The following is a 24,942-nucleotide window of genomic DNA, read 5'->3' on the forward strand; positions in this document are numbered from 1 at the left end:
CCCCCCGCTTATTTGTCAAGGATTTGATATATAAGACTTGCGTAGGTCATTCATCGTGCATGCCGGCAGTGATTCCTCGGCGCGGTACCGCAGGTGCCGCGCACGCCCGCCTTTGCCTACAATTCCATACGTATGGGATGGCGCAACCCCTGACACCCAACTCCCAACTCCCATTTTGAAACCTTCTTCCACAGTGAGGCGTATCGAGCAGTGGAGAGAGACATGACAACGGCGGCGGCCAGGCCGGCCGCGGAGGCGTTGCCCCAGGAAGACGCGATAGTTCGCGCGGCATGTGCCGGCAACCCTCGTGCGTTCAACGGTCTGGTGCAGCTCTATCAGCGACGGCTGTACAACTACACATACCGAATGGTCGGTAATGCGGACGACGCCTGCGACATCACTCAGGAGGCGTTCGTACGGGCATGGCGCAACATCGCTTCGTTCCGCGTGGGCGAGCCGATCGCACCATGGCTTTATCGCATTGCACACAACCTTTGCATCGATCATTTGCGCCGAAAGCCGAACACGCTGTCTCTCGATGTGGAAATGGAAGAAGGAAGGGACCCGGCGGATAAAACCGCTGACCCTGAAAGGTCCGCCCAGGATTGCGAAACGCGCCGCGTCATCAACGCCGCCATCGCGGACCTTCCTGAGAAATACCGCGCTGTGATGTTGCTTCGGCATGGCCGGGGGATGCCGCTCGAAGAGATTGCGGAATCGCTGAGCCTGCCGCTGAATACGGTGAAAGTTCACCTGTTCCGGGCCAGAGAACAAATGAGGACCCGGTTGCAGGGTGTTTTGGAGGTCGGAGAATGATGACGCGTTGGAGCGGAATCAGGCCAACCCGGAGCGTCATCAGATGGCCCGGCAACCTGGAGGTGAAGTCATGACGTGCGATCAGGCAACGTTCATGCTGGAGCGTCGCTGGGATAAGACGCTCACCGGCGAAGAAGAGCGGGCACTGGATTCCCATATCCAGGGCTGCGCGGTGTGCCGCACCGAGGCCGAAGCCATCGCCTTCGCCGATGCCACGTTTCTGCAGCTGCCGGAGTGCAAGCCCCCCATCGATATCGCCGCCGCCGTTTCGAAGCGCATCGCCGGCGAAGCCCCCGCGGAACCCAGACGGGCGTTGTTCTGGGGCGCCGTTTTCGCCATCGCCGCCGTCGCGGCGGCCATATGGCAGTTCGGTATCCCCATCCCCGCGGCCGTGTTCGCCAGCCCGTATTACGCCTCCGCGCACAGCATTTTCGCAACGGCCTCGGAAGCCGTGGTGCAATGGCTCCGGCCAATGATCTCCATCGCGCGATCTCTCAGCCCGGCGGCGCCCGCCATTCTCCCCGTACTGGGGGTGGCGGCGGCCGCTGAGACTGTGGTGCTGGGCCGCTGGCTGGTCCGCCGGACGCCGCAAGGGCAGCTGCCGGGTCGGGTATAGGAGCAAGACGATGAACAAGATGATCACTGTGTTGGCGTTGGGCGTGGCGCTGGGAATGCGCGCTCTGGCCCAGGATCCGGTGGCTCCTCCCGCCGCTCGAACCGATGCGCCGCCCTCCGCGGAACAGATCGACCGGCTCAACAAACAGCTGGAGGAAATGCGCAAACAACTGGACGCCACGCAGGCCCAGATAAAGACGCTGAAAGGCTCGAACGCCACTCCGGAAACATCCACCGTGGCCCCTGAAGCGCCCCCCGCTCCGCCGGCACCGCCGGCCCCCGCAGCCGTGAGGGTGACCAGGGATTCCGTAAGCCGTCTCGGCGGAAGCTACACCGTGGGCGAAGACGAAACCGTAACGGGTGACGCCCGCGTCGTAGGCGGCGAGCTCACCGTGGATGGGATCGTCCGCGGCGATGCTTCGGCGATCGGCGGATCCGTCAGGATCAACGGCGAAGTCGATGGCGACGCAATCGTCACGGGCGGCTCGATGTACCTCGGTCCGGACGCGGTGGTGCGCGGCAAGGTCTCCGTCACCGGGGGCAGCCTGAACCGCGAGGAAGGCTCGCAGATCGGCGGCAGCGTTCGCGTCACCGGCGGCTCAAACGCCGGCGGAGTGCCGGGACCGCGCGGACACCTTCACCCGTTCGAGTCCGACGGTGCCCTTTTCAACGGCCCCTTCCCGCTTCACCTGGCCCTCATGCTTCTCGTCGTGGGCGCATTGTTGTTGACGGCATGCCCCAAGCGGATCGACACCATCGGCCGGGCGTTCATCAACCAACCGATGTACAGCCTGCTCGTAGGCCTGGCGAGCATCCCGCTCGCGATCGTCCTGTTCTTCGTGTCCATCATCACCATCGTTGGACCGGTCCTGGTCACGTTCGCGATGATCGCGGCGTTCATCATGGGAATGGTGGCGATCTCCGTGATGCTGGGCCGGCGGATCGCATTGGGCAAGACCTACAGGAGCCGCCTCTTCCCGCTGATCGTCGGACTGGGAGTCTGGCTGCTCGCCAGCGCCGTCAGCCAATCCATCGGCCCCGCCTTGGCCGTGATGAGCATCGCTACTGCCGTGGCGACCATGATGGCCCTCGGCGCCGCCATCGGAACCGGCTGGGGCAAAACACCGGGCTGGCTGAAGAACCGCATGGAAGGCAACCGCGGCGGCACCCCCTGGGTGGACCCGAACTACACCTACGCCGGAACCCAGGACGCCTACAAAGACATTGCCTGAACCAAAGTAGAACGGGCGTCCCGCCCGTTTCAGACGGCAAGGGCAATCGGCACTCTGGCTAAACGAAGTGGGAGGTTGGAAGTTGGACTAAGCAAATCCAACTTCCAACCTCCCACTTCTCACTTCCAGCTTTGGTGGGCGCGAGAGGACTCGAACCTCCATGCCTTGCGGCACCAGCTCCTAAGGCTGGCGTGTCTGCCATTCCACCACGCACCCGTTCCCCTCTCGATTATACCAAACCGGCGGCGCAACGGGGAAATGGACCCCCCATCCGCATCCCGATCCTGCCCTACGCCGTCGCGCGCCGCCGCCCGAACCGGCCGGCGATCTTGTCGAACATGAACTTCGCCTCATCGACCTTCATGACCCACAGCATCACGGCATAAATCGCCAGGCCGACAGCCGCGCAGATGGTGACGATGGCGATGGTCGGCCCCGTGGTCATCACCGTGGTGGTGTCCGGCCTGTTCGGCGTCAGCAAGTGCGTCAGCAAAAGCCTGAGGCCGTACGCCGGCGCCGCCATGACGGCGGAGGCGAAAGTCACCTTGAGCAGGGAACTCACAATCAACATCCCGTTCATCCCGCCCAGCCGCTTCTGCAGTCGCCAGAAAAGCGCCAGCGCGAACACGGCCGCTGCCACCGTGGTCGATGCGGCCAGCCCGCGGTCCTGAAACCGCTGTACCACCGCGAGATTCATCAATACGAAAAGGAACGTCACAACTGTGCCGGTGCTCATCGGCGTCCACGTGTCCTGCAAGGCATAGAAGCCCCGTGACAGGACCGTTGTTGCGCTCCACGCGGCGATTCCCACGCTGTAACACACCAGCACGCCCGCGGTCCACTGCGTGTCCGCCGCCACGAATTTCCCGTGCTGGTAGATGATCCGGACGATCGGCTCCGCCAGGACGATCATCAGCGCGCTGGCTGGAACCGTCATTGCGGTGATGGCGCGGACGCTCATGTTGATGCTTCGCTTCAGGCCGACCATATCCTTCCGCGCGGCCTGCCCGGCGATGAACGGGAAGATCGCTATCGCCGCCGCCTGCGCCAGGATGCCCAGCGGTAACTGCATCAACCGGTTCGCGTAATCGAGGCTGGCCACGCTGCCATCCTGCAGGTAGGTCGCGAAGAACTTGTTGACCTGCATATCCAGTTGCGGCAGGCTCAAGGTAAAGATGATCGGTACCATCAGCCGCATGAAGGTGTGAACGCCGGGGTCCTTCCAGTCGATAATCGGGCGATAATGCCCGCCGATCCGCCGGACGCCGCTCACCTGAACCGCGATGTTACCCACAAATGCCCCCACGAGCGCGCCCCACGAGAAGCCCGCCGGCCCGAGGCCGTTCGGCCAGCCCATCGCCCGCGTCAGCGGATTGCCGCCGGCCAGCGCCAGCCCGAACGCGATAATGAACGCGTTGTACACCATGCTGCCCAGCGCCGGGCGCGCGAAATGCTTGTGAGCGTACTGGACGGAGATCAGGATCGAGCCAACGAAGAAACATACCTGCGCCGGCAGGACGATGCGCGTGAGCCGCGCCGTCTCCAGCAATTTGTCGGTCTGGTGATGCTTCACCCACCCCTGATTCACCAGAGCCGTGAGCGGGTGGATGAAAATCTCCCCCAATATCACAAACGCCGTGATCGCGAGGAAAACGATGGTGACCGCGTTGCTGAAGAAGTACCAGGCGCGCTTCCGATCGTCCTGTTCAAGATATTCGGTAAATACTGGAACAAATACGGACGCCAGGGCCCCGCTTGATAACAGAATGAACAGGAGATCCGGGACCATGAACGCCTGCTTGTACACGTCGGCCCACGCGCCCTGACCCAGTTGCGCGGCAACCGCGATCTCGCGGCCCATGCCGAGGACGCGGCTGATGAGGGCGGCGACGATCATCAGGGCGCCCGCCCCGGCGACACCCTGGGTGGTCCGTGTAGGGCGGTGTTGATGGGTGGCGACGGCCTCGCCCTCGCTGAATGAGGGGTCCGGTTCGCCTTCGAAGCCTTCGCCACTTGATGGGAGGTCCACTTTGTGCTATAATCTCCGTGTTTTGCGGACCGCGATCCGGCCGCCGTTCCTGATTCTAGCATGATGCTGGAAACAGTTGGGCCGGCGGGTTCCGCATCTTGTTTTTCGGGTCCGAAATTGGGCCGGCCACGCAGGCCGGATTCGGCCCGTACGGGCCGGTAAAGGAAGCTAGAGACACTTATGCCGAATATCAAATCCTCGAAGAAGGACGTAATCCGCTCCCGCGAGCGCCAATTGCGCAACAAATCCGCCAAGAGCGCCATTAAGACGGCGGTCAAGAAGAGCCGCGCCGCCATCGCCGGTGACGACCTCGCCGTCGCCGTGCAGAAAGTACACGACGCCCAGGCGCTGATCAGCAAGACCGCCAGCCGCGGCATCATCCATAAGAACGCGGCCGCGCGCCGCACGTCACGCCTGATGAAGCGCCTCGCCGCAACCCAGAAGGCAGCAGCCTAGCCGATACGGCCGGCAGCACGGTAGGTCCGGCGTCTCTGCCGGACAATTCGTACGGCCGGCAGCCTGCCGGTTCACAGTGGCGCCGGCCTCCGTGCCGGCGATTCCCGGTAGGTCTGGCGTCCCGCCGGATGCCTTCCGCGAAACCCTGAATTGCGAAAAGCCTCCGCACCCGCGGGGGCTTTTCCTCGTCTTCGCCAAGGCGCCGGCCTCCCGCCGGCTTCGCCCCACGTTTGGGCCCCTCGCCCGCAGTCGGCTTCAGCCGACATTGTGGCAGGCAGCCGCCGACTTCAGTCGGCGGGCAACGCCGACCTGCCGCTCTTCCAGCCCTTTCAAGGGCTTTGTGGCCGAAGGCCCATTGCCGAGGGATTCAGCCCTCGGGGCGTCGCAGTCGGCTTCAGCCGATATTGTGGCAGGCAGCCGCCGACTTCAGTCGGTGGGCAACCCCGACCTGCCGCTCTTACAGCCCTTTCAAGGGCTTTGTGGCCGAAGGCCCATTGCCGAGGGATTCATCCCTCGGGGCGTCGCAGTCGGCTTCAGCCGACATCGTGGCAGGCAGCCGCCGACTTCAGTCGGTGGGCAACGCCGACCTGCCGCTCTCCCAGCCCTTTCAAGGGCTTTGTGGCCGAAGGCCCATTGCCGAGGGATTCATCCCTCAGGGCGTCGCAGTCGGCTTCAGCCGACATTGTGGCAGGCAGCCGCCGACTTCAGTCGGCGGGCCGGCGCCGGCTTGCCGCTCTCCCAGCCCTTTCAAGGGCTTTGTGGCCGAAGGCCCCTTGCAGTACGGCTATCCACTGCGCCTCATTGGCAGCCCCACTCGTCGCGCAGGATGCCGCACACCACCACGTCCCACCACTCTCCCTTGATGAGCGCGTGTTCGCGCAGCAGGCCCTCGCGGCGCATGCCGATCTTCTCCATCACCCGCTCCGAAGCCGCGTTGGCGGAATGGCACTCCGCGAAGATACGGTGCAAACCGAGCCTCCGGAAGCCGAAGCCCACCATCGCGCGCCCCGCCTCGGCGGCGTACCCCTGTCCCCACGCGTCGGCCCGAAGCACATAGCCCAGTTCGCCGCGGTAAGTGCTGCTCGTGCCGCAGCCGTCAACCAGCCCGGTTCCGCCCAGCCGCAAACCCACGCCACCGATCAAGGCGCGGTCGCTGATCCGCACGATCGCGAGATCGTAACTCCTCCGGGGCGCCACAAGGGCCGCGCCGGCGGCCCGCGTCAGAAAATCCTCCGTTTCGGCCGGGGTATTCGGGCCGAACGACGTGTACCGCGTTACTTCCGGGTCCGATCCGTACGTGTGAACGGCCTCGAAATCGGTGTGCTGGAACTCGCGAAGCACCAGCCGTTCGGTGGTCAGATGCATCGCCGCCTCAGCCTCGCTCCGCCGCATACCTCTGGCGCAGGTAATTGATCTGCGCGGCGTGATAGACGTCGTGATGGCCCATGGAGTCGTGGTAGATCGCCGCCAGCGTGTAAGGCCGGTCGCTGATGAGCACCGACGTGGCCTCGTCTTGCTCCAGGTGGCGCAGAGCGGCCAGCAGGCGCTCGTGCTGCGCTTCCAGCCACTGCAATCGGCCCGGCCACGAATCGGTATCCGGCTTCACCGCCTTTTCGTCGCCCCACGCGCCGGTCTCCAGCCCCTCGGCGTAAGTTTCCTTCCACGCGGCCACGTGGAATACGATTCCGCTGATGCTGCCGTCGTCACCGGCCCAGTCGTCGTGCTTCGGCCAATGGGGATGGCGAAAGGCCGCGGCCTCATCCGCACCAATGCCGTCAAGCGCTTCCTTCAGCTCGTCCCACGAGGTAACGTAACCCGTTTCGATTTCAGATGGCATCTTCTTCCCTTTCCGATGTGTTTGTTTGGATTATACTCATTGTGCCCCGGCGCGGACTCACGATTCCCTTCGAAGTCCCGCCGCTCGCGATCAGTTTACATGCCGCTGCGGACTGTGCTATATTGCAATGGTTTAACGGGAGGATATGAGCAAACATATGAACGTCATCCAGGAACTGGAGCGGGAAGAATGCGCCCGCCTGAAAGAAAGCGTGCCGGCATTCGGCGCAGGCGATACCGTAAAGGTTTACTATAAGGTCGTCGAAGGCGGCAAAGAGCGCCTCCAGGCGTTTGAGGGCGTTGTCCTCAAACGGCAGGACTGCTCCGTCCGCACAACCTTCACCGTGCGCAAAATCTCGCACGCCCAGGTGGGTGTGGAGCGGACATTCCCGCTCTACTCACCGAAAATCGACCGCATCGAGGTCCTGCGCCGTGGCCGCGTCCGCCGCGCCCGACTCTTCTACCTGCGCGGCCGCACCGGGCGAGCCGCCCGCATCAAGGAACTGCGTACGCCCCGCTAATGCGTCTCGCACTCCACGCGCCGACAGTTTCCATACGGCAGGGGGGCCGCCAGTGACCGATACTATCTTCGACTGGTTGGCCAACCTGCCGTTCGTCACGGTGCTCTTCATCGCCGTCGTCCTCTACGCGCTCGATACCTACATCAAGCGAAGCGGCAGCATCCCGCCTGTCGTGCGCAAAGGTTTCGGAGAACTCGTTGAATCGCTCCTGTTCGCCTGGGTCGTCGTCTTCCTGATCCTGAAGCCGTTCTTCATGCAGGCCTTCTACATCCCATCCGAAAGCATGGTGCCCACGCTCGAAAAACTCGACCGCCTGCTCGTCGCCAAGGTACCGTTCTGGTATCGCGGGCCGGAGCGCGGCGAAATCCTCGTGTTCAAAGCACCGCAAAACGCGGACCAGGACGGCATCCAGCGCGACTTCATCAAACGATGCATCGGCCTTCCCGGCGAAACCCTGCAGGTCCGCGCGAACAACGTTTTCATCAACGGCACGAAACTCGACGAGCCCTACGTCGCCCAGGACTCCAATACCGACTTCGGACCGCCTGCCAGGCCCAATGTCGATAACTTCGGACCGATCGTCATCCCGGCCGGCCACTATTTCATGATGGGCGACAACCGGCGAAACAGTATGGACAGCCGCTACTGGGGACCGCTGGACCGCAACCGCATCGTCGGCAGGGCATGGGTCCGATTCTGGCCGCTGGGTAAGATCGGGATGATGCGCACGCCTCCCTACACCGTTCCCGAAAAGCCGCAGCCCGCCTTGGGCATCCCCGTAGTGATGCACTGAACGCCGGGTCCGGCGGCGGAAGGATGGAAATGCCACGCGAATCTAAATCGCAGCGTTCCCGGATCACCCTCCCGCCGCCCCACTTCGCTTTTGAGCGGGACGCCCTCTCCAATGGCTTTCGCCGCGTGGCCGGCGTGGATGAGGCCGGTCGCGGTCCGCTGGCGGGCCCCGTGGTGGCCGCGTCGGTCATCCTCCCAGAAGGCTTCGATCTCGACGGCGTGAACGACAGCAAAGCGCTTTCGTCCGCCCGCCGGGAGGCGCTTTACGGCTCCCTCGCAGACAGAGTTCCCTGGGCCGTCGGCATCGCCTCGGTCGAGGAGATCGACCGGCTCAACATCCTCAAAGCCACCCACCTGGCGATGCGCCGCGCTCTGGAAGCGCTGCAGCCACGGCCGGATTTCGCCCTCGTGGACGGCCTCGCCGTCAAAGGGCTCCCCATCCCCCATCTTCCCATCGTAAAGGGCGACTGCCGCTGCCTCAGCATCGCCGCCGCCAGCATCATCGCCAAGGTGACGCGGGACCGCCTGATGCGCGACCTCCACGCCTGTTACCCCGCCTATGGCTTTGACCGACACAAGGGCTACGGCACGCCGGAGCATCTGCGTGCCCTGGAAGAACACGGCCCCTGCCCCGCCCACCGCCGCTCCTTCGCCCCAGTTTCGAGTTTCGAGTTTCGAGTCCCAAGTTCCGAGTTATCAGTTTCGAGTTCCGAGTTCCGGGTTCCGAGTCAACCTTCTCGAAACTCGGAACCCGGAACTCGAAACCCAAGGGCCGCTCTCGGGGCCGAGGGTGAGCGTCGCGCGGCGCTCGCACTGCAGGCCGCCGGCTACGAGGTGCTGGAGCGCAACGCCCGTGTCAGTCACGACGAATTGGACATTATCTGCCGCCACGGCGAAGCCTGGGTGTTCGTGGAGGTGAAAACCCGCAGGGGCGATGGCTACGGAGCCCCCGATGAGGCCGTAACCCAGCGCAAACAGGGTAAGCTCACGCGCGCCGCCCTGGCATGGCTCGAGGCGCACGGCATCGAGGACCCCGAATGGCGTTTCGACGTCGTGACCGTCCGCCTCCAGAACGGCGCACCGCCCAGAATCGAGATAATCGTCAACGCATTCTAACGAGAATGATTCTGCATTCTTCATTCTCCAGTTTTCATTTTTCATTGCCCGGCCCCGTCGCCCGCATCCGGCAGCTGTAGCGCCGGCGCCCCGCCGGCATCCGGCGCGAAGCGGCGGCTCCGCCCTGAATGCCGGATGCCGGATGCTCGATGCTGGATGCTGGCCCCATTTGTCATTTTGCTCCTCGCCTCCGCAACCTGATAGCAACCCCAGCCCGAACAGACGAGACCCAATGCGAATCAACATCAACGACCTGGCGTTTGGAACCTATTACACCGCGCTCGAAGACTACCGCGAACGGGGCTTCACCCGCGAACAGACCGTCCGACTCGCCTTCATCACGTTGCTGGAAACCCTCTCCCGCAAGGCCGGCTGGACCCTCGCGCTCGAACACCGCCTTGCCAACGGCAAGATCCCGGACGGAACCCTGTTCGACGAGTTCCGCATCCCACGCGGTTACTGGGAGGCCAAGGACGAAGACGACGATCTTGAAACAGAGATTGCCCGCAAGATCGCGCTCAAGTACCCTACCACTAACATCGTTTTCGAGGATTCCCGCCGCGCCGTGCTTTACCAGAACGGCAAGCGCGTCATGGAAGCGGACCTGTCGCAGAAGCACGAACTCGCCGCTGCCCTTACCCTGTTCTTCACGTGGACCGAAGCGGACATCGAGAACTTCGAAACCGCCGTCGTGGAGTTCAAGGACCGCATCCCGGACCTCGCCCAGGGACTGATGAAGCAGATCGAGGCGGAGCGCGCGGGCGGCAACAAGCAGTTCACGCGCGCCTTCGGGGAGTTTCACGACCTCTGCCGCAGCGCCCTCAACCCCACCATCACCGCCGGGGCTATCGAGGAGATGCTCGTCCAGCACCTCCTCACGGAACGCCTCTTTCGCACGGTGTTCCAGAACCCGGACTTCACGCGCCGAAACGTCATTGCCTCCGAGATCGAGCGCGTCATCGGCGCGCTCACCAGCCGCAGCTTCAACCGGCAGGACTTCCTCGGCAAACTGGACTACTTCTACGTCGCCATCGAGGAGGCCGCGCGCGGACTGGAGGGCTTCGGCGACAAGCAGGGGTTCCTCAATACCGTCTACGAACGCTTCTTCCAGGGCTTTTCGGTCAAACAGGCCGATACCCACGGTATCGTCTACACGCCTCAGGAAATCGTGGATTTTATGTGTGCCAGCGTGGACGAAGTGCTGAAAGAGGAGTTCGGAAAGAGCCTGTCCGACGAGGGTGTCGTCATCCTCGATCCCTGCGTCGGCACCGGCAACTTCATCGTCAACATCCTCAACCGCATCCACGGTCCGGACCTGGCCCGCAAGTACCGCGACGAGTTGTTCTGCAACGAGATAATGCTCCTGCCGTACTACATCGCCAGCCTCAACATCGAACATGCCTACTACGAGCGCACCGGCGAATACGCGCCGTTCGAGGGAATCTGCTTCACCGATACGTTGGACCTTGGCAAGACCCAGCCCACACTGGACTTCTCCGCCGCCAACTCGGCGCGCGTTCTGCGCCAGGAACAGGCCCGGGTGATCGTCCTCATAGGCAACCCGCCCTACAACGTGGGCCAGCAGAACGAGAACGACAACAACAAGAACCGCAAGTACCCCGGAATCGAGGCGCGCATTCGCGAGACCTACGTGAAGGAATCGCACGCCACTAACACGCGCGCGCTCGGCGACCCCTATGTGAAGTTCTTCCGCTGGGCCAAGGACCGGTTGCAGGGGCGCGACGGCGTGGTTTGCTTCGTGAGCAACAACTCCTTCGCCGACGAGATCGCATTTGACGGCATGCGCGCCCACATGGAGCGCGACTTCACCAGCATCTGGCACGTAGACTTGCACGGCAACGTGCGCAAGAACCCGAAGATCAGCGGTACGAGCCACAACGTCTTCGGCATCCAGGTCGGCGTCGGCATCACCGTCGCGGTGAAGAACAGCGCGGCGGAGGGGATGCGCATCCGCTACCACCGCGTGCCGGAGGATTGGCGGCGTACCGAGAAACTGGCGTACCTGGCGCATGCGGGCGACATCCGGGGCGTGGACTGGACGGACGTGACTCCGGACGACCACCACACGTGGCGCACCGAGGGGCTTCACGACGAGTTCGCCGCGTTCCCATCAATGGGCGATAAGGCTGTCAAGAGCGGACAAGACAACACAACGAACACACTATTCCGCCTCTATTCGCGCGGTGCCGAAACAACGCGCGACAGTTGGATGTATGACTTCGATGCCAGGCGCCTTGCCGAAAAGGCAGAGAGAATGTGCGGAGTCTACAACGCGGAAGTCGACCGATGGCGGCGCGAAGGCGGCAAAGGGGTGGACGTAGATAACTTCGTGCTATCCGACGAACGGGTCATCAAGTGGAGCAGTCGCCTCAAGGAGTGTTTGACACAGGGAACGTACGCGGGCTTCGAACCAGGCCATGTCCGCCGCGCTCTGTACCGCCCCTTCACGCGCCAGGCGCTCTACTTTGATCCCGTGATGACTCATCGCCAGGGGCTTTGGCCACGGATCTACCCGAATGCAGCGTCCGATGATCAGAATCGCTCTATTGGCATAACGGACCTAGGCTCAGAGAAGCCATTCATGGTCATGGTCTTCGACCGAATCGCTGACCTCCACTTGGTTGGTGCAGGCGCTAGTACGCAGTCCTTCCCCTTCTACACCTACGACGAGGACGGGACGAACCGGCGGGAGAACATCACGGACTGGGCGCTGGCGGAATACCGGTCGCGCTATGGGCCGGACGTCACGAAGTGGGACATCTTCCACTACCTCTACGGCATCCTGCACAGCCCCGCCTACCGCGAGACGTTCGCGCAAAACCTCAAGCGTGAGCTGCCGCGCATCCCCTACGTCGCAAACGCGGATCTCTTCACCGCCTTCCGGGCAGCCGGCGCCGCGCTCTGCGAACTCCACCTCGATTACGAGTCGCTGGAGCCGTGGCCCCTGAACAAGGTGGACGACAAGGACGTGCCGTTTACGTGGCGCGTGGAAAAGATGGCCCTCAGCAAGGACAAGGATGCGATCCAGGTGAACAAATCGCTTCGGCTCACCGGCGTGCCGGAGGACTGTTTCCGCTACCGTCTGGGCAACCGCAGCGCTCTCGACTGGGTCATCGACCAGTATCAGGTGAAGGCCGACAAGCGCACAGGCATCGTGAGCGACCCCAACCGGCCCGACGATCCCGAGTATATCGTCCGCCTCGTAGGCCAGGTCATCAGAGTGAGCGTGGAGACGGTGAAGATCGTCGAGTCCCTCCCGGCCCCCACAACCTTGTAGGCGCGCCCCTACCCGTTCCCCCTCGCCTCGCGGGCCGTCTGGCCGGAGGGATAGCGCTGCTGAGGATCCGGCCAATGTCAAATGGCCGATGACAAATGGCAGATTCCGCGCCTCCCAGCCCTTTCAAGGGCTTCGCCCGTACGGGCCGGGGACCACGGGGCCCGGAAACCGGCGAGACGCCCCCTCGCCCCCTCGCCCCCACCGGCATAGGTAATTCGGGCTACCAAGGTTAGGCCTAATTGCGGGGAAGTTGGCATGGAATAACTACCTGATACATCCCCCCGCCGCACCTGGGGGGCGAAAGGTGGTCTGCCCATGCGATTCCCGGCGCTGAAGCCGTCAGCCCCGCCGTCTGTGAATGACGTTCGGGGCCCCAATGCCGTCCCAACGACGGCAAAGCCCGACATCCTTGCCGTTACCGCAACCGCCGCCGGCGCATTGCTGCGCGCCGAAAACTCCGCCGCCGTCCTCCACGCCATCCTCACCGCCGCCATCGATCTTGGCGCGCCGCGTCCCCGCGCCGGTTTGTGGCGCGATGAAGAGAACGCCTATGCCATGTGGCAGATGGATGCGAACCGCACCCCTGTTGCCTGCGGCTCCGCGCCCGCGTCGCTCTATGCCGCGGCGGTAGCGCCGCCAAACGATCCCGCCGTGCCCGCGGCGCAGATCCCCATCTCCGCGCCCGGGCGGCGTTGGGGCATTCTCGACGTGGGCGCCCAGATCGAGGACGGCCCGTCGCTCGCGGCCCTCGGCATCATCGCTCTCCAGGCCGCTCTCGCGCTGGAACGCGCCGCCGGAGGAACGGTATCGCACGCCGGCGCGGGCCTGCTGAGCGCCGTGGAAGCATGGTGGAACTCAACAGACTCCGAATCGCTTCTCGCCCGGGCGCTCACGGACGTGGTGCGGATCACGGGGGCCGAGTCCTGCTCGGTCACCCTTCTCGACACCCAGCCGGGAACGGTGAGGTGTCTGTATAGCGAGGACCTTTCCGCCGAAGCACCCCCCACGGCCCTGCCCTGGAAATCGAGCGTAGACGGAAGGCGCAACAAAGACGCGGTTCTCCGCGTCATGCGCACCGGCCAGCCCGTCGCCTTCTGGTGGAACCCGGTCAGCGAGGCCCTCAAGGCCGGGATCATCCCGTCCGGACCGCAGGAAGGCTGCTACCTGGCGCACCCTCTGTCCGCCGCCGGCGCCGTATTCGGCGTGCTGGATATCTACGCGAAGACGCCGCGGGAGTTCGGCCCCAGGCAGGAAGAGGCGCTGGGAAGCGCGGCCCACATGCTTGGCCGCATCCTCGGCCAGCACACCGTCGATGTTCAGAACGACGAGTCGCACCGGCGCCAGGATATTGTCAGCGGACTGGCTATGCGCCTGGCCGCCCTCTCCAGCGTGTCCGAGGTCACATCCGTTGTCACAGACGCCGCCAGGTCCCTCTGGCCGGCCGCGGACCTCATCTACATCATGCTTCCGCAGGCCGAAGGTGGCTTGTGGTCCATCGCCACGCTGAACAGCATGCGCCCCGAAAACCAGCGCCATGGATGGGCCAGGGCCGGCGAGGGCTTTGCCGGCTGGGTTATCCAGAGCCGCCAGTCTCTCGCCGTCAATTCGGCGCACGACGACCCCCGCCGCGGCGCGCTCGACCGCGGCCAGGACGTCAAATCCGGCGCATGGGCCCCGATGAAGCACGGCTCGGCCCTCATGGGGCTCCTCGCGGTGGCCTTCACCGATTCCACCGGCGAACTCCAACCCGCCGACGTGGACCTGATGGAACGCATCGCCGAACAGGGAGCCGTCGCTCTGGAGCGCGTCCGCGATCGACACACCACCCAAACCGCCTTCTGGGACGCCATCGAGGCAATCTCCGGCGCCATTGACGCCCGAGACGGATACACACATGGTCACTCCCGAAACGTCACCGAATACGCGGTTGCCATCGCCCAGCGCCTCGAAATGTCCGCCGTCGAAATCCAGACACTCCGAGCCGCCGCCCTGATGCACGACATCGGCAAAATCGGCATCCCGGACCACATCCTCAACAAGCCCGGAAGCCTCACACCGGATGAACGGACCGTGATGGAATCGCACCCGGAAGTCGGCTACGAAATCCTCATGCGCGCGCCGTCCCTCCAGGGACTGCTGCCCGCCGTCCGGTTCCACCACGAACGCCCCGATGGCAAAGGCTACCCGCAAGGCCTCTCCGGCGATGCCCTGCCCCTCATGGCCCGCATCGTCGCCGTCGCCGACGCGTTCGACGCCATGGCCTCCGACCGCGTCTATCGAAAACGCCTCACCGTCGAAAGAGCCGTCGGCGTCCTCCGCGATGGCGCCGGCACCCAGTGGGACGAATCCTGCGTCACAGCCTTCCTCGCCATCGTCGAAGAGCACGCCACCCCCCGCCTCCAACTCCTGACCGCTGAAGACAGCGGACGCCAGTACCTCCCCTCCATAGGAGGCGACGTCTTCGGCGGAATGTGACCGCAAATGCAGGAGGCAGAAGTCAGAATGCAGACTTCTGCCCCCTGCCTCCCGCCGTCTGCCTCCCGCCTCCCGCCTCCCGCCTCCCGCCTCCTGCCTCCTGCCTCCTCCAAAAAAACTTCAGACAAAACCGCCTCCCCGCGGGCTAGTAAGTAGGAGGCAAATCAATGGTCACAAAGAAAACCCGCGTCCCGGGCCAATCGGCCAAGCGCGGAATGGGCATTCAGAGATACCCCGCAACCGGCGGACGAGGACCCTGCCCTCGATTCGGTGGCGCGGCGGATGACTTCTGGGTCCACCCCGCACTCACAAGCATCCCCAGACTCCGTGTCATCAGCTACCTCGCCAACCACGATGACCTAACCGTCAACGACATCGCCCAAAACCTCAACCTAAGCGAGTCCTCTGTGCGCTACTTCATCGAAAGCTTCCGCTCCTACCACTTCGTCCAGGGCACACCCGTCTACGGCGCAGTACGCCCAGCCCCCATCCCGGGACTGGTCAAAATGCACTGGAACATCACAACAGATGGCCGCAAACACCTCTGGCGATACGCCTGGGTCACTACCCGCGTCTGCGGCGACTACTCCATCACCGACACGTTCGACCCCCAGGCCCCCATCCTCCCCTGGAACGCCCTGCGCGATGACGCCCACTATTCCCTGCTCCGCCCCGTCGCCCTCGCCGCCGCCTCCTACATCCGGTTCTACGGACCGGCCTCCCAACCCGAACTCGAACGCATCAACGGCTTTCGCCAGGGCGCAGCCGATATCCCCATCGCCGCATGGCGCAGACTCGGCTGGATCGATGCCGCCCGCCCCAAATACGACCCCTACTCCCGATTCCACAAAAAAGGCCACCGCCACGCGCCAAGATGGCAGATCACAAGGGCAGGCATAGACGGATTCGAACGCCACGGTGCCGCCCTCGTCTGGGCCGGCTTCTTCTCCGGCTATAAGGACATCGAAAACGACAAAGTCTACCACGACGAAGACCTCGTCCACTACCTCGAGTTCGACTACTACTCGCCCCACTGAATGCCTCACTACGGTACGACCGGCGTCCCGCCGGTTACACCGAATTCAACGCAAAGGCCGCGGAGCAATGAACCACGGAGGCTCACAGAGGAAACAGAGGAGCACGGAGGACGGCATTCCCGCCCTGAATTCTGAATGCTGAATGCTGGATGCCGGATGCTGAATGCTGGATGCTGCTCTCTTGCCTGCTACAATGACATATCAATACAACGGCGTTACAGATCACAAGGCCAATCACATGAGTCTCAACGAAGCCGACACATGCCGTGAACACGTGACCCCCGCCCTGGACGCAGCCGGGTGGCGCAAATCCCCGCACGCCCTCAAGGAGCAGCATAACTTCACCGATGGGCGCATCCATGTGACCGGGAACCGCGCGGTCCGTGGTACCCGCAAAAAGGCGGATTACGTCCTCCAGCACACGCGCGACATCCCGATCGCTGTGGTCGAAGCCAAGGACGAGTCCCACACCCCCGGCGCGGGGCTGCAGCAAGCGAAGGACTACGCGGAAATCCTCGGCCTCAAATTCGCCTACTCAACCAACGGCCACGGCATTGTGGAGTTTGACTACATCACCGGGGCCGAGACCGCTCTGACCGCCTTTCCCACACCTGACGCGCTGTGGGCGCGTCTCACCGGCAACCTTGGCCTCAACATCGCCCAAAGCCAGCGCCTTGCCACACCATCGTACACGGGCGGCGGCTACGAACTCCGGTATTACCAGCAGATCGCCGTTAACCGCGTTATCTCCGCCATTCTCAGCGGGGACCGCCGTGTTCTTCTCACGATGGCCACCGGCACAGGCAAAACGAAGGTTGCGTTCCAGATTTGCTGGCGGCTCTCAAAGGCCAAGTGGAACCGCGCGGGCGATGGACAGGCCCCGCGAATCCTCTACCTCTCAGACCGTACGATGCTCGTCGATGACCCCATGGCCAAGGACTTCCGCCCGTTCGGCGATGGTCGTCTCCGCATCGAGAACGGCGAAGCCAACCTCGCCAGGCAGGTCTACTTCTCAACCTACCAGGCCGTGGCTGAGGACCAGAGTCGCGAAGGCCTTTTCCGCCAGTTCCCGCGCGACTTCTTCGATCTCATCGTCGTGGACGAATGCCATCGCGGAAGCGCGGGTGAAACCAGCCCGTGGAAGGACATCCTTCTCTACTTCGGCAGCGCCGCGCAACTGGGAATGACCGCCACACCGCGCAGGGACGTCAACGCCGATACCTATGACTACTTCGGCATTCCGATCTACACATACAGTCTGCGGCAGGGTATCGACGATGGCTTCCTCGCCCCCTATCGCGTCCTGCGCGTCGTCCCCACGGTAGACGCCACCGGCTGGCGCCCGACCATCGGCCAGATGGACGCGAACGGTCGCCTGATACCGGATCATGAGTACGGCACCCCGGATTTCGGCCCCACGATATCGCACCTTCCGCGAACCGAGGCCATCGCCCGTCACCTGTCCGACTTTCTGACGAAGACGGATCGTTTCGCCAAAACGATGGTCTTCTGCGTCGATCAGGAAGAGGCTGAGACTATGCGGACGGCCCTCGTGAACCTCAACAAGGACATCACCAGTGTTTCCCCGGATTACGTCTGCCGCGTCACGGCGGACGAAGGCGGTATCGGCAAGGGTCACCTCAGCCGCTTCCAGGACGTTGAAACGCAGACGCCGACCATCCTCACCACGTCCCAATTGCTCAGCACCGGCGTGGACGCGCCCACCTGCCGAAACATCGTCATCGCCCGGATGGTCAATTCCATGGTCGAGTTCAAGCAGATCATCGGGCGCGGAACCCGCGTGCGCGAGGACTGCGACAAGCTCTACTTCACCATCCTCGATTACACCGGCAGCGCCACCTCCAACTTCGCCGACCCCGATTTCGACGGCGATCCCGCTGTCTCAGACGAGGAGCAGATGGACGATGAAGGCGTGATAGTGGAAGGGGTGGACCCTCCCGAAAAGCCTGGCGTTACCGTGGGCGTTCCACCGCCTCCGCCTTACGATACCCCGCAGCCGCGCAAGTTCTATGTCAAAGACGGCGAAACGGTGGGTATCGCGACCGAACTACAACTGGACCTGGACAAGGACGGCCGCCGCCTTGCGGTGACTTCCATCACTGATCTGACCGCCCGGACCGTTCGCGAAATGGCCGCGTCCGATGCAGAACTCCGCCGTCGATGGGCGGACAAATCCCAGAGGGACGCCGTTCTCGCCGAACTGAACGAAGCCGGCCTCGATCTGGACGCCTTGGCCGCCGAGTTCCACCAGCCCGATGCCGATCCGCTCGACCTCCTCTGCCACGTCGCCTGGAGCATCCCCGTCCGCACGCGCGGCCAGCGCGCCGCCGCCGCCCGTGCCCACGCCGAGTTCTTCCAGCGGTATTCGCCGCGCGCTCGCGAGGTCTTGCAGTCTATCCTGAAGACATACGAGGAGCACGGCCCACGGGAGTTCGTCCTGCCGGACATCTTTCGAATCCCGCCGCTCTCCGAATACGGCAACCCATCCGAAATCGCCACCCTCTTCGGTGGCCCCAAGCAACTGAAAGAAGCGGTAGACCAACTCCAAGCCATCATATACGAATAACCCTGCCGCCTCCCCCTTCCCGCCGCGCGTAGCGCGGGAATCGGGAAGGAGGCCGGGGGGTTAGGTCGCCTTCGGTTCCCCTCGCCCGCAGGGAGAGGGGGCTAGGGGATGAGGGCTCCCCGGCTCGCCTTCATAATCGATTCTCAATACTCAAATCTCAACACTCAATTCTCTCATATGCGCAAACCCGAAAAACCTCTCACAACCCCCCAACGCCTCGCCTCCGTGGTGAAATCCGCGCGAGATACCATGCGCAAGGATAAGGGCCTCAACGGCGACCTCGACCGCCTGCCGATGCTCACCTGGATCCTCTTCCTCAAGTTCCTCGACGACATGGAGATCGAGCGCGAGGTCGAGGCGCAACTGGCGGGGAAGCCGTTCGATCCTGTCATTGAAGCGCCGTACCGGTGGCGCGATTGGGCCGCCCAGCCTGACGGCATCACCGGTGAGGACCTGCTCCGCTTCGTCAACAACGACACCGCCACCCGCCCGGATGGGACCGACGGTCCGGGCCTGCTGGCCTATCTCCGGTCCTTGCAGGGCGCGAACGGCGAGGATCGGCGCGATGTTGTCGCCAGAGTGTTCCAGGGTGTCCAGAACCGGATGATCAGCGGTCATCTGTTACGCGAGGTCGTCAACAAGGTCACCGGCATCCACTTCGATTCCAGCGAGGAAATCCATACGCTGGGCAACTTGTACGAAACGCTCTTGCGCGAGATGCGGGACGCCGCCGGAGACTCCGGCGAGTTCTACACGCCCCGTCCGGTCATCCGCTTGATGGTGGAGGTTACGGACCCGCGCCTTGGCGAAACCGTACTGGACCCGGCGTGCGGAACCGGCGGCTTCCTCGTGGAGGCGTACAAGCACATCGCGACGCAATGCCATACGGTGGAGGAGCGCATCGCGCTCCAGAAATCAACGCTCTATGGCGGTGAGGCGAAGTCCTTGCCCTACCTGCTGGCGCAGATGAACCTTCTGCTGCACGGCCTGGAGTTCCCGCGCATTGACCCGGAAAACAGCCTGCGATTCCCCCTCACCGAGATGGGTGACCGGGATCGCGTGGACGTCATCCTCACCAATCCGCCATTCGGCGGTGAGGAGGAGGCCGGCGTCCAGAACAACTTCCCCGCCGATATGCGTACCGGCGAAACCGCGCTCCTGTTCCTGCAGCTCATCATGCGCAAACTCAGGCGCCGCCCGAAGCCCGGACGCGCCGCCGTGGTTGTCCCCAACGGCACCCTGTTTGGTGACGGCGTCTGTGCCCGCGTCAAGAAGCAGTTGATAGAGGAGTTCAACCTCCACACCATCGTCCGCCTTCCCAACGGGGTGTTCGCGCCCTACACCAGCATCAACACCAACCTGTTGTTCTTTGACCGTACTGGCCCCACGCAGGATGTCTGGTACTACGAGCAGCCGCTGCCCGAAGGCCGGAAGAACTACACCAAGACCATGCCGCTCGCCTATGAGGATTTCGCCCGCCTCGTCGCATGGTGGAAACACCGCGAAGAGAACGCGCAGGCGTGGAAGGTTTCCGCCGCCGAGATCGCCGCAGCCGGATACAATCTCGACCGCAAGAACCCCAACGGCCCCGCCGACCTGGAACACCTGCCACCCGCCGAACTGGTCGAGAGCATCCTGGCCAAGGAAGCGCGGATTGCGGAGATCATGGCCGAGTTCCGCGCCCTTCTCGCGGAGCCGCCGGTATGAGCGTTTGGCCGGTTGTAGCGTTGGGAAGGGTGCTGTCGCCTGTTTCACGCCCCGTCACACCGCAAGCAGGCACGACGTACAGGCAACTCGGTGTCCGTCTGTGGGGGCAAGGTGCGTACGAGCGCGAGACGATGGATGGCGGCGCCACAGAGTATGCTCGCCTGTTCATCGCACACGAAGACGACATCGTAGTCAACAAGATCTGGGCACGTAATGGCAGCGTCGCTGTGGTTCAACGAAACTTGTCGGGCACGGTCGTATCTAACGAGTTCCCGTTGTTCGAGGCAGAGCGCGAAGCGCTGCTACCCGCTTGGGTCCACTGGATTACCAAGACGAAGCCGTTTTGGGAACAGTGTGACGACAAGGCACGCGGCACAAGTGGCAAGAACCGAATCAGACCGGAGCGTTTCCTTGAAGTCGAAATCCCCCTCCCGCCGCTCGCGGAGCAGCAGCGCATCGTGGCGCGTCTGGAAGCCCTGGCCGCCCAAATCGCCGAAGCCCGTAACCTCCGCAAACAGGCAACGGAAGGGGCGGAGGCGGTGGTTCTATCCCAAGCGCGCGTTGTCCTCGGCAACGCCTCTGCAGTGTCCACAACACTTGCTGGCTATCTGGCATCGGATCGCGACGGTGTACAAACCGGCCCGTTTGGAGCACAACTAGGCGCAGCCGACTTTACGGCCGATGGCGTGCCGATTCTGACAATAGGCAATATTCAGTTCGGAGGTCTCGACATCCGAACGCTCAAGCATGTTAGCCGTGATAAGGCCGACAACCTTCAGCGCTATCGGATTCGTGCGGGTGATTTGCTCTTCGCACGTATGGGTACGGTTGGTCGCTGCTGCCTTGTTCCCGAGGAGTCGGCTGGTTGGCTCATCAACTACCACATCATTCGCGTGGCGGTCAACACGGAGCGTCTGCTGCCGCGTTTTGTTCACTGGTCCATCCGTGCATCGGCCGACATCGCCGAGTATCTAGGCCAAACCACTCGCGGAGCAACACGTCAGGGTGTGAATACGCGCATCGTTACCGCACTGCCTCTTCGTGTGCCGCCCCTCCCCGAGCAGCGCCGGATCGTGGAGTACCTGGACGGTTTGCAGGCGAAGGTGGACGAAGTGAAGGCGTTGCAGGCCCAAACGGCAGCGGAACTGGACGCCCTCCTTCCCAGCATCCTCCAGAGAGCCTTTTCCGGCGGGCTCTAGGGGCGCGTTCCCAGTGCCCGAAGGGGCACTTTGTGCTCGTCGTAGCCCGCGAATTCATTCGCCGGGGGCCAAGGCCCGCGCTACACCTGCAACCCTCCCCATTTGGTCCCCCAGCATTGGGGGGTAGGGGGGCTCCGAAACCCGAAGGGCGGCGAGGACGCCGCCCCTACCGTGAAACCCCTGTTCCGGTTCCCCCGCCACCGCAGCGCGGGGGAGGGGGTCAGGGGGAGGGGGCCGGAAACCGGCGAGACGCCGGCCCTACCGTGACTGGGGCGAGGTGGCCACTGGGTGAAGGCTCCGTCCACTTTGCATTCTTCACTCTTCATTTTGCATTCTTCATTACCCGCCACGCCCCGGCAACCACCCCCAGCCCCCGTACGGGGGAGCCGGACCCGGCCTCCGGCTCCCTCGCCCGCAGGGAGAGGGCGGGGGGTGAGGGCTCCGGATGCGAGCCAGACGCCCGCGCTCCCTCCGCCATTCATCGTTCATCACTCATCGTTCATCGCTTCCCCTCCGGCTCCCTCGCCCGTAGGGAGAGGGCGGGGGGTGAGGGCTCCAAAGGGCGGCGAGGACGCCGCCCCTACCAAACTGGAGATTGGAAGATGGAAGTTGGAGGTTGGACTTGGTTGCACCTGATCCAACCTCCGTCTTCCACCATCCAACTTCCGTTTTGCGAGGCGCCCGCGCTACATCCCCTCCGGCCTGGATGCTGGATGCCGGATGCTGGATGCTGAATCCTGAATCCTGAATCCTGAATCCTGAATCCTGAACCCTGAATCCTGACTCCTGAATCCTGATTCTTGACCACTGCCCCCAACCCGTGATATACTCCAAACAGAACCCCCGCCGCAAAAGCGCGCCGGGGGTTACCTTTTGCGTCACCCAACCACCCAGGGCCTCTGGCCCCCGAAAGTGAGATTGCCTCAGATGGCAGAAAACAAACCGGCCATTCCGGGCGCGTCCGCTATGAAAGGCGGAGCCGCCGAGTTCCTCAAAGACTCCTGGATCGAGGTCACCAAAAAAACTACATGGCCCACACGTCCCGAACTCGCCCGCTCCACCATGGTTGTCCTCGGCGCCATCGGCGCCGTAACCGTCTATCTTGCCGTGTGGGACTATGGCATGACCTGGCTCACCAGGGCCATATTCACACACTAGGCGAGGAAACGTAATGGCAACACCACAAGGCGTGCAATGGTACGCAATCCATACGTACTCAGGGCATGAAAATAAGGTGGCGATGAACATTCAGCGCCGCGCGGAATCGCTCGGCCTCGGAAACCTCATCAAACGAACCTACATCCCCATCGAAGAGGAAATGAAGGTCGTCAACGGCAAGCCCCGCACCATCAAAAAAAAGGTCTTCCCCGGATACGTACTCATCGAAATGGTCCTCGATGATATGACCTGGCACCTCGTCAAAAACACCACCGGCGTCACCGGCTTCATCTCCAACGGAAACCGACCCGTAGCCCTCCAACAGCACGAGGTCCAGCAGATCATCCGCGAACTCACCGAAGGCCCCCAGAAACCCAAGGTCGAGCTCCAAAAGGGCGATATCGTACGCGTCCTCCAAGGCCCGTTCGCCGAATTCACCGGCAAAATCGACGAAGTCAACCTGGACCGCCAGAAGCTCCGCGTCCTCATCGAACTCTTCGGCCGCGATACACCCGTCGAACTCGAGTTCACCCAGGTCGAAAAATCAACATAATACGGTAGTGTCGGCGTCCACGCCGACACACTGCCGGTAGGTTGGGCCTCCGTGCCCGACGCCCGACATCGCCGCATCCGGACCACGCGGACCGGCGAACCAAACAACCGTGGAAGGCCCCAAAAAGGCCGAGAAAGGACACCCGATGGCCAAGAAGGTTATGGGAGTCATTAAATTACAATGCCCGGCCGGCAAGGCAACGCCTGCGCCGCCAGTTGGTCCCGCCCTGGGCCAGTACGGCATTAACATCATGGAGTTCGTTAAGACCTATAACGAACGAACCGCCGCCCAGATCGGCACCGTCATCCCCGTCGAAATCACCGTCTACGAAGATCGCTCGTTCTCCTTCATCACAAAAACCCCGCCCGCCGCGGAACTCCTGAAAAAGGCCGCCGGCGTGGACAAGGGAAGCGGCGACAACAAGAAAACCAAGGCCGGCTCCATCACGCGTGACCAGGTCCTCGAAATCGCTCGGCTGAAAATGCCGGACCTCAATGCCAACGATGAAGATGCCGCCGCCAAAGTCATCGAGGGAACCGCCCGCAGCATGGGCATTACGGTGACAGGAGCCTGAAATGCCTAAACACGGAAAACGATTCACAGCCCTCATGAAGACGGTCGAGAAGGGCAAGTATTACCCGCTCCGCGAAGCGCTCGAACTCGTGTGCAAGAACGCCACCGCCAAGTTCGCGGAGACCATTGAAGTCGCCGTTGAACTGGGTGTCGATCCCCGCCACGGCGACCAGATGGTCCGCGGCACCACTTCCCTCCCCTTCGGCACGGGCAAACAGCGCCGCGTAGCAGTATTCGCCAAGGGTGACGCCGCCAAGGCCGCAGAAGAAGCCGGAGCCGACGTAGTAGGCGACGACGACCTCGTAAAACGCATCCAGGAAGGGTGGCGTGAGTTCGACGTCCTGGTTGCCGCGCCGGACATGATGAAATCCGTCGGCCAACTGGGCCGCCTCCTCGGACCGCGCATGCCCAGTCCAAAAGCCGGAACCGTTACGCCAAACGTTGGCCAGATCGTCAAGGACATCAAGTCCGCCTCGCGCGTTGAGTATCGCGTCGAGAAGGCCGGTATCATACATCTGGCGATCGGAAAGGCAACCTTTCCGGTCGAACAACTCGAAGCCAATTTCGCGGCATTGATGGTCGCCCTGCACAAGGCTCGGCCAACGGCGGCCAAGGGTCGGTATTTCAAAGACGTCACGCTCAGCAGCACTATGGGCCCCGGCGTGCCGGTGGAAATCGCGCAGGCCCAGACGTTGGCGGAAGGCAAGAAAATCGCCTAACCTAAGGAATGCCAGCCGACGGCGGGTTTCCTGGCCACTGACTCGCGGCCCTGTTACAATTTCATACGGCATCTCACCCCGGAGACAGCGGGAGCCCGTCAGGGCTTAATCTCCCGCCGAGGGCAAACGGATGGCCTGGGATATCACGCGGTTCCGCGTGTCGTCTGCGGCCCCCGCCCTCGCTCCGAGGGCGGGGGCCATTTTCGTGAGGATACGGGACTCA

The 24,942-nt window shown here is 63.2% G+C and carries 20 protein-coding genes and 1 tRNA gene; 17 read left to right on the forward strand and 4 right to left on the reverse strand.

Features of this window, described 5'->3' with window-relative positions:
- Window positions 1-222: 222 nt before the first annotated feature.
- The 3 genes from VGM51_14680 (at window position 223) to VGM51_14690 (ending at window position 2,663) form a co-directional block, all read left to right on the forward strand.
- Window positions 223-816, forward strand: a complete 594-nt coding sequence (locus VGM51_14680; GenBank protein HEY3414283.1) for a sigma-70 family RNA polymerase sigma factor — start codon at window positions 223-225, stop codon at window positions 814-816.
- Between the two features lie 70 nt (window positions 817-886).
- Window positions 887-1,432: a zf-HC2 domain-containing protein gene (locus VGM51_14685; protein ID HEY3414284.1), complete on the forward strand. Its 546-nt coding sequence runs from the start codon at window positions 887-889 to the stop codon at window positions 1,430-1,432.
- A gap of 10 nt (window positions 1,433-1,442) precedes the next feature.
- Complete coding sequence (locus tag VGM51_14690) at window positions 1,443-2,663, forward strand: polymer-forming cytoskeletal protein (GenBank protein HEY3414285.1); 1,221 nt, start codon at window positions 1,443-1,445, stop codon at window positions 2,661-2,663.
- Between the two features lie 132 nt (window positions 2,664-2,795).
- Here the strand turns inward: VGM51_14690 and VGM51_14695 are convergent.
- Together VGM51_14695 and murJ are read right to left on the reverse strand one after the other, a co-directional pair.
- Window positions 2,796-2,879: transfer RNA gene (locus tag VGM51_14695), tRNA-Leu, on the reverse strand.
- A gap of 73 nt (window positions 2,880-2,952) precedes the next feature.
- Window positions 2,953-4,692 (reverse strand): murein biosynthesis integral membrane protein MurJ, encoded by a 1,740-nt coding sequence (gene murJ, locus VGM51_14700; protein HEY3414286.1) that lies wholly within the window; start codon window positions 4,690-4,692, stop codon window positions 2,953-2,955.
- A 180-nt stretch (window positions 4,693-4,872) separates the two neighbouring features.
- Between murJ and rpsT the strand changes: the two genes are divergently transcribed.
- Window positions 4,873-5,148 (forward strand): 30S ribosomal protein S20, encoded by a 276-nt coding sequence (rpsT, locus tag VGM51_14705; GenBank protein ID HEY3414287.1) that lies wholly within the window; start codon window positions 4,873-4,875, stop codon window positions 5,146-5,148.
- Between the two features lie 798 nt (window positions 5,149-5,946).
- Here rpsT and VGM51_14710 read toward each other — a convergent pair.
- Both VGM51_14710 and VGM51_14715 read right to left on the reverse strand, forming a co-directional pair.
- Window positions 5,947-6,513: a GNAT family protein gene (locus VGM51_14710; protein ID HEY3414288.1), complete on the reverse strand. Its 567-nt coding sequence runs from the start codon at window positions 6,511-6,513 to the stop codon at window positions 5,947-5,949.
- Between the two features lie 7 nt (window positions 6,514-6,520).
- On the reverse strand, window positions 6,521-6,985 hold the full coding sequence (locus VGM51_14715) for a DinB family protein (GenBank protein HEY3414289.1): 465 nt from the start codon (window positions 6,983-6,985) through the stop codon (window positions 6,521-6,523).
- Window positions 6,986-7,142: 157 nt separating this feature from the next.
- Here VGM51_14715 and rplS point away from each other — a divergent pair, with 157 nt between their 5' ends.
- From rplS to rplA, 13 genes are all read left to right on the forward strand, one after another.
- Window positions 7,143-7,505, forward strand: coding sequence for a 50S ribosomal protein L19 (gene rplS / locus VGM51_14720; GenBank protein HEY3414290.1), 363 nt, complete (start codon window positions 7,143-7,145; stop codon window positions 7,503-7,505).
- Between the two features lie 52 nt (window positions 7,506-7,557).
- Window positions 7,558-8,298: a signal peptidase I gene (gene lepB, locus VGM51_14725; GenBank protein ID HEY3414291.1), complete on the forward strand. Its 741-nt coding sequence runs from the start codon at window positions 7,558-7,560 to the stop codon at window positions 8,296-8,298.
- A 29-nt stretch (window positions 8,299-8,327) separates the two neighbouring features.
- A complete protein-coding gene (locus VGM51_14730) occupies window positions 8,328-9,413 on the forward strand; it encodes a ribonuclease HII (protein HEY3414292.1) in 1,086 nt (361 codons plus the stop codon).
- Between the two features lie 232 nt (window positions 9,414-9,645).
- Entirely contained in the window at window positions 9,646-12,711 is a 3,066-nt protein-coding gene (locus VGM51_14735) for a type ISP restriction/modification enzyme (GenBank protein HEY3414293.1), read from the forward strand.
- Between the two features lie 315 nt (window positions 12,712-13,026).
- Window positions 13,027-15,186, forward strand: a complete 2,160-nt coding sequence (locus VGM51_14740; GenBank protein ID HEY3414294.1) for an HD domain-containing phosphohydrolase — start codon at window positions 13,027-13,029, stop codon at window positions 15,184-15,186.
- 167 nt (window positions 15,187-15,353) lie between these two features.
- A complete protein-coding gene (locus VGM51_14745; GenBank protein ID HEY3414295.1) occupies window positions 15,354-16,223 on the forward strand; it encodes a winged helix-turn-helix domain-containing protein in 870 nt (289 codons plus the stop codon).
- Between the two features lie 238 nt (window positions 16,224-16,461).
- On the forward strand, window positions 16,462-18,810 hold the full coding sequence (locus VGM51_14750; GenBank protein ID HEY3414296.1) for a DEAD/DEAH box helicase family protein: 2,349 nt from the start codon (window positions 16,462-16,464) through the stop codon (window positions 18,808-18,810).
- 177 nt (window positions 18,811-18,987) lie between these two features.
- Complete coding sequence (locus tag VGM51_14755) at window positions 18,988-20,517, forward strand: class I SAM-dependent DNA methyltransferase (protein ID HEY3414297.1); 1,530 nt, start codon at window positions 18,988-18,990, stop codon at window positions 20,515-20,517.
- A 131-nt stretch (window positions 20,518-20,648) separates the two neighbouring features.
- Window positions 20,649-21,716 carry a restriction endonuclease subunit S gene (locus VGM51_14760; protein ID HEY3414298.1) on the forward strand — a complete coding sequence of 356 codons (1,068 nt, stop codon included), beginning with the start codon at window positions 20,649-20,651 and terminating at the stop codon, window positions 21,714-21,716.
- A 927-nt stretch (window positions 21,717-22,643) separates the two neighbouring features.
- Window positions 22,644-22,874: a preprotein translocase subunit SecE gene (secE, locus tag VGM51_14765; protein HEY3414299.1), complete on the forward strand. Its 231-nt coding sequence runs from the start codon at window positions 22,644-22,646 to the stop codon at window positions 22,872-22,874.
- Between the two features lie 13 nt (window positions 22,875-22,887).
- Entirely contained in the window at window positions 22,888-23,427 is a 540-nt protein-coding gene (gene nusG, locus VGM51_14770; protein HEY3414300.1) for a transcription termination/antitermination protein NusG, read from the forward strand.
- Between the two features lie 145 nt (window positions 23,428-23,572).
- Window positions 23,573-24,001, forward strand: coding sequence for a 50S ribosomal protein L11 (gene rplK / locus VGM51_14775; protein ID HEY3414301.1), 429 nt, complete (start codon window positions 23,573-23,575; stop codon window positions 23,999-24,001).
- Between the two features lies 1 nt (window position 24,002).
- A complete protein-coding gene (gene rplA / locus VGM51_14780; protein HEY3414302.1) occupies window positions 24,003-24,719 on the forward strand; it encodes a 50S ribosomal protein L1 in 717 nt (238 codons plus the stop codon).
- Window positions 24,720-24,942: the final 223 nt, after the last annotated feature.

It is taken from the genome of Armatimonadota bacterium (assembly GCA_036504095.1).
GTDB lineage: Bacteria > Armatimonadota > DTGP01 > JAKQQT01 > JAKQQT01 > DASXUL01.

Coding starts and splice junctions, on each gene's coding strand:
- VGM51_14690 (HEY3414285.1), top strand. CDS start 1,443: ATGAACAAGATGATCACTGTGTTGGCGTTGGGCGTGGCGCTGGGAATG.
- VGM51_14740 (HEY3414294.1), top strand. CDS start 13,027: ATGCGATTCCCGGCGCTGAAGCCGTCAGCCCCGCCGTCTGTGAATGAC.
- rplA (HEY3414302.1), top strand. CDS start 24,003: ATGCCTAAACACGGAAAACGATTCACAGCCCTCATGAAGACGGTCGAG.
- rplS (HEY3414290.1), top strand. CDS start 7,143: ATGAACGTCATCCAGGAACTGGAGCGGGAAGAATGCGCCCGCCTGAAA.
- VGM51_14685 (HEY3414284.1), top strand. CDS start 887: ATGACGTGCGATCAGGCAACGTTCATGCTGGAGCGTCGCTGGGATAAG.
- rplK (HEY3414301.1), top strand. CDS start 23,573: ATGGCCAAGAAGGTTATGGGAGTCATTAAATTACAATGCCCGGCCGGC.
- VGM51_14680 (HEY3414283.1), top strand. CDS start 223: ATGACAACGGCGGCGGCCAGGCCGGCCGCGGAGGCGTTGCCCCAGGAA.
- VGM51_14745 (HEY3414295.1), top strand. CDS start 15,354: ATGGTCACAAAGAAAACCCGCGTCCCGGGCCAATCGGCCAAGCGCGGA.
- secE (HEY3414299.1), top strand. CDS start 22,644: ATGGCAGAAAACAAACCGGCCATTCCGGGCGCGTCCGCTATGAAAGGC.
- VGM51_14750 (HEY3414296.1), top strand. CDS start 16,462: ATGAGTCTCAACGAAGCCGACACATGCCGTGAACACGTGACCCCCGCC.
- VGM51_14730 (HEY3414292.1), top strand. CDS start 8,328: ATGCCACGCGAATCTAAATCGCAGCGTTCCCGGATCACCCTCCCGCCG.
- VGM51_14755 (HEY3414297.1), top strand. CDS start 18,988: ATGCGCAAACCCGAAAAACCTCTCACAACCCCCCAACGCCTCGCCTCC.
- VGM51_14735 (HEY3414293.1), top strand. CDS start 9,646: ATGCGAATCAACATCAACGACCTGGCGTTTGGAACCTATTACACCGCG.
- VGM51_14760 (HEY3414298.1), top strand. CDS start 20,649: ATGGATGGCGGCGCCACAGAGTATGCTCGCCTGTTCATCGCACACGAA.
- nusG (HEY3414300.1), top strand. CDS start 22,888: ATGGCAACACCACAAGGCGTGCAATGGTACGCAATCCATACGTACTCA.
- VGM51_14715 (HEY3414289.1), bottom strand. CDS start 6,985: ATGCCATCTGAAATCGAAACGGGTTACGTTACCTCGTGGGACGAGCTG.
- VGM51_14710 (HEY3414288.1), bottom strand. CDS start 6,513: ATGCATCTGACCACCGAACGGCTGGTGCTTCGCGAGTTCCAGCACACC.
- rpsT (HEY3414287.1), top strand. CDS start 4,873: ATGCCGAATATCAAATCCTCGAAGAAGGACGTAATCCGCTCCCGCGAG.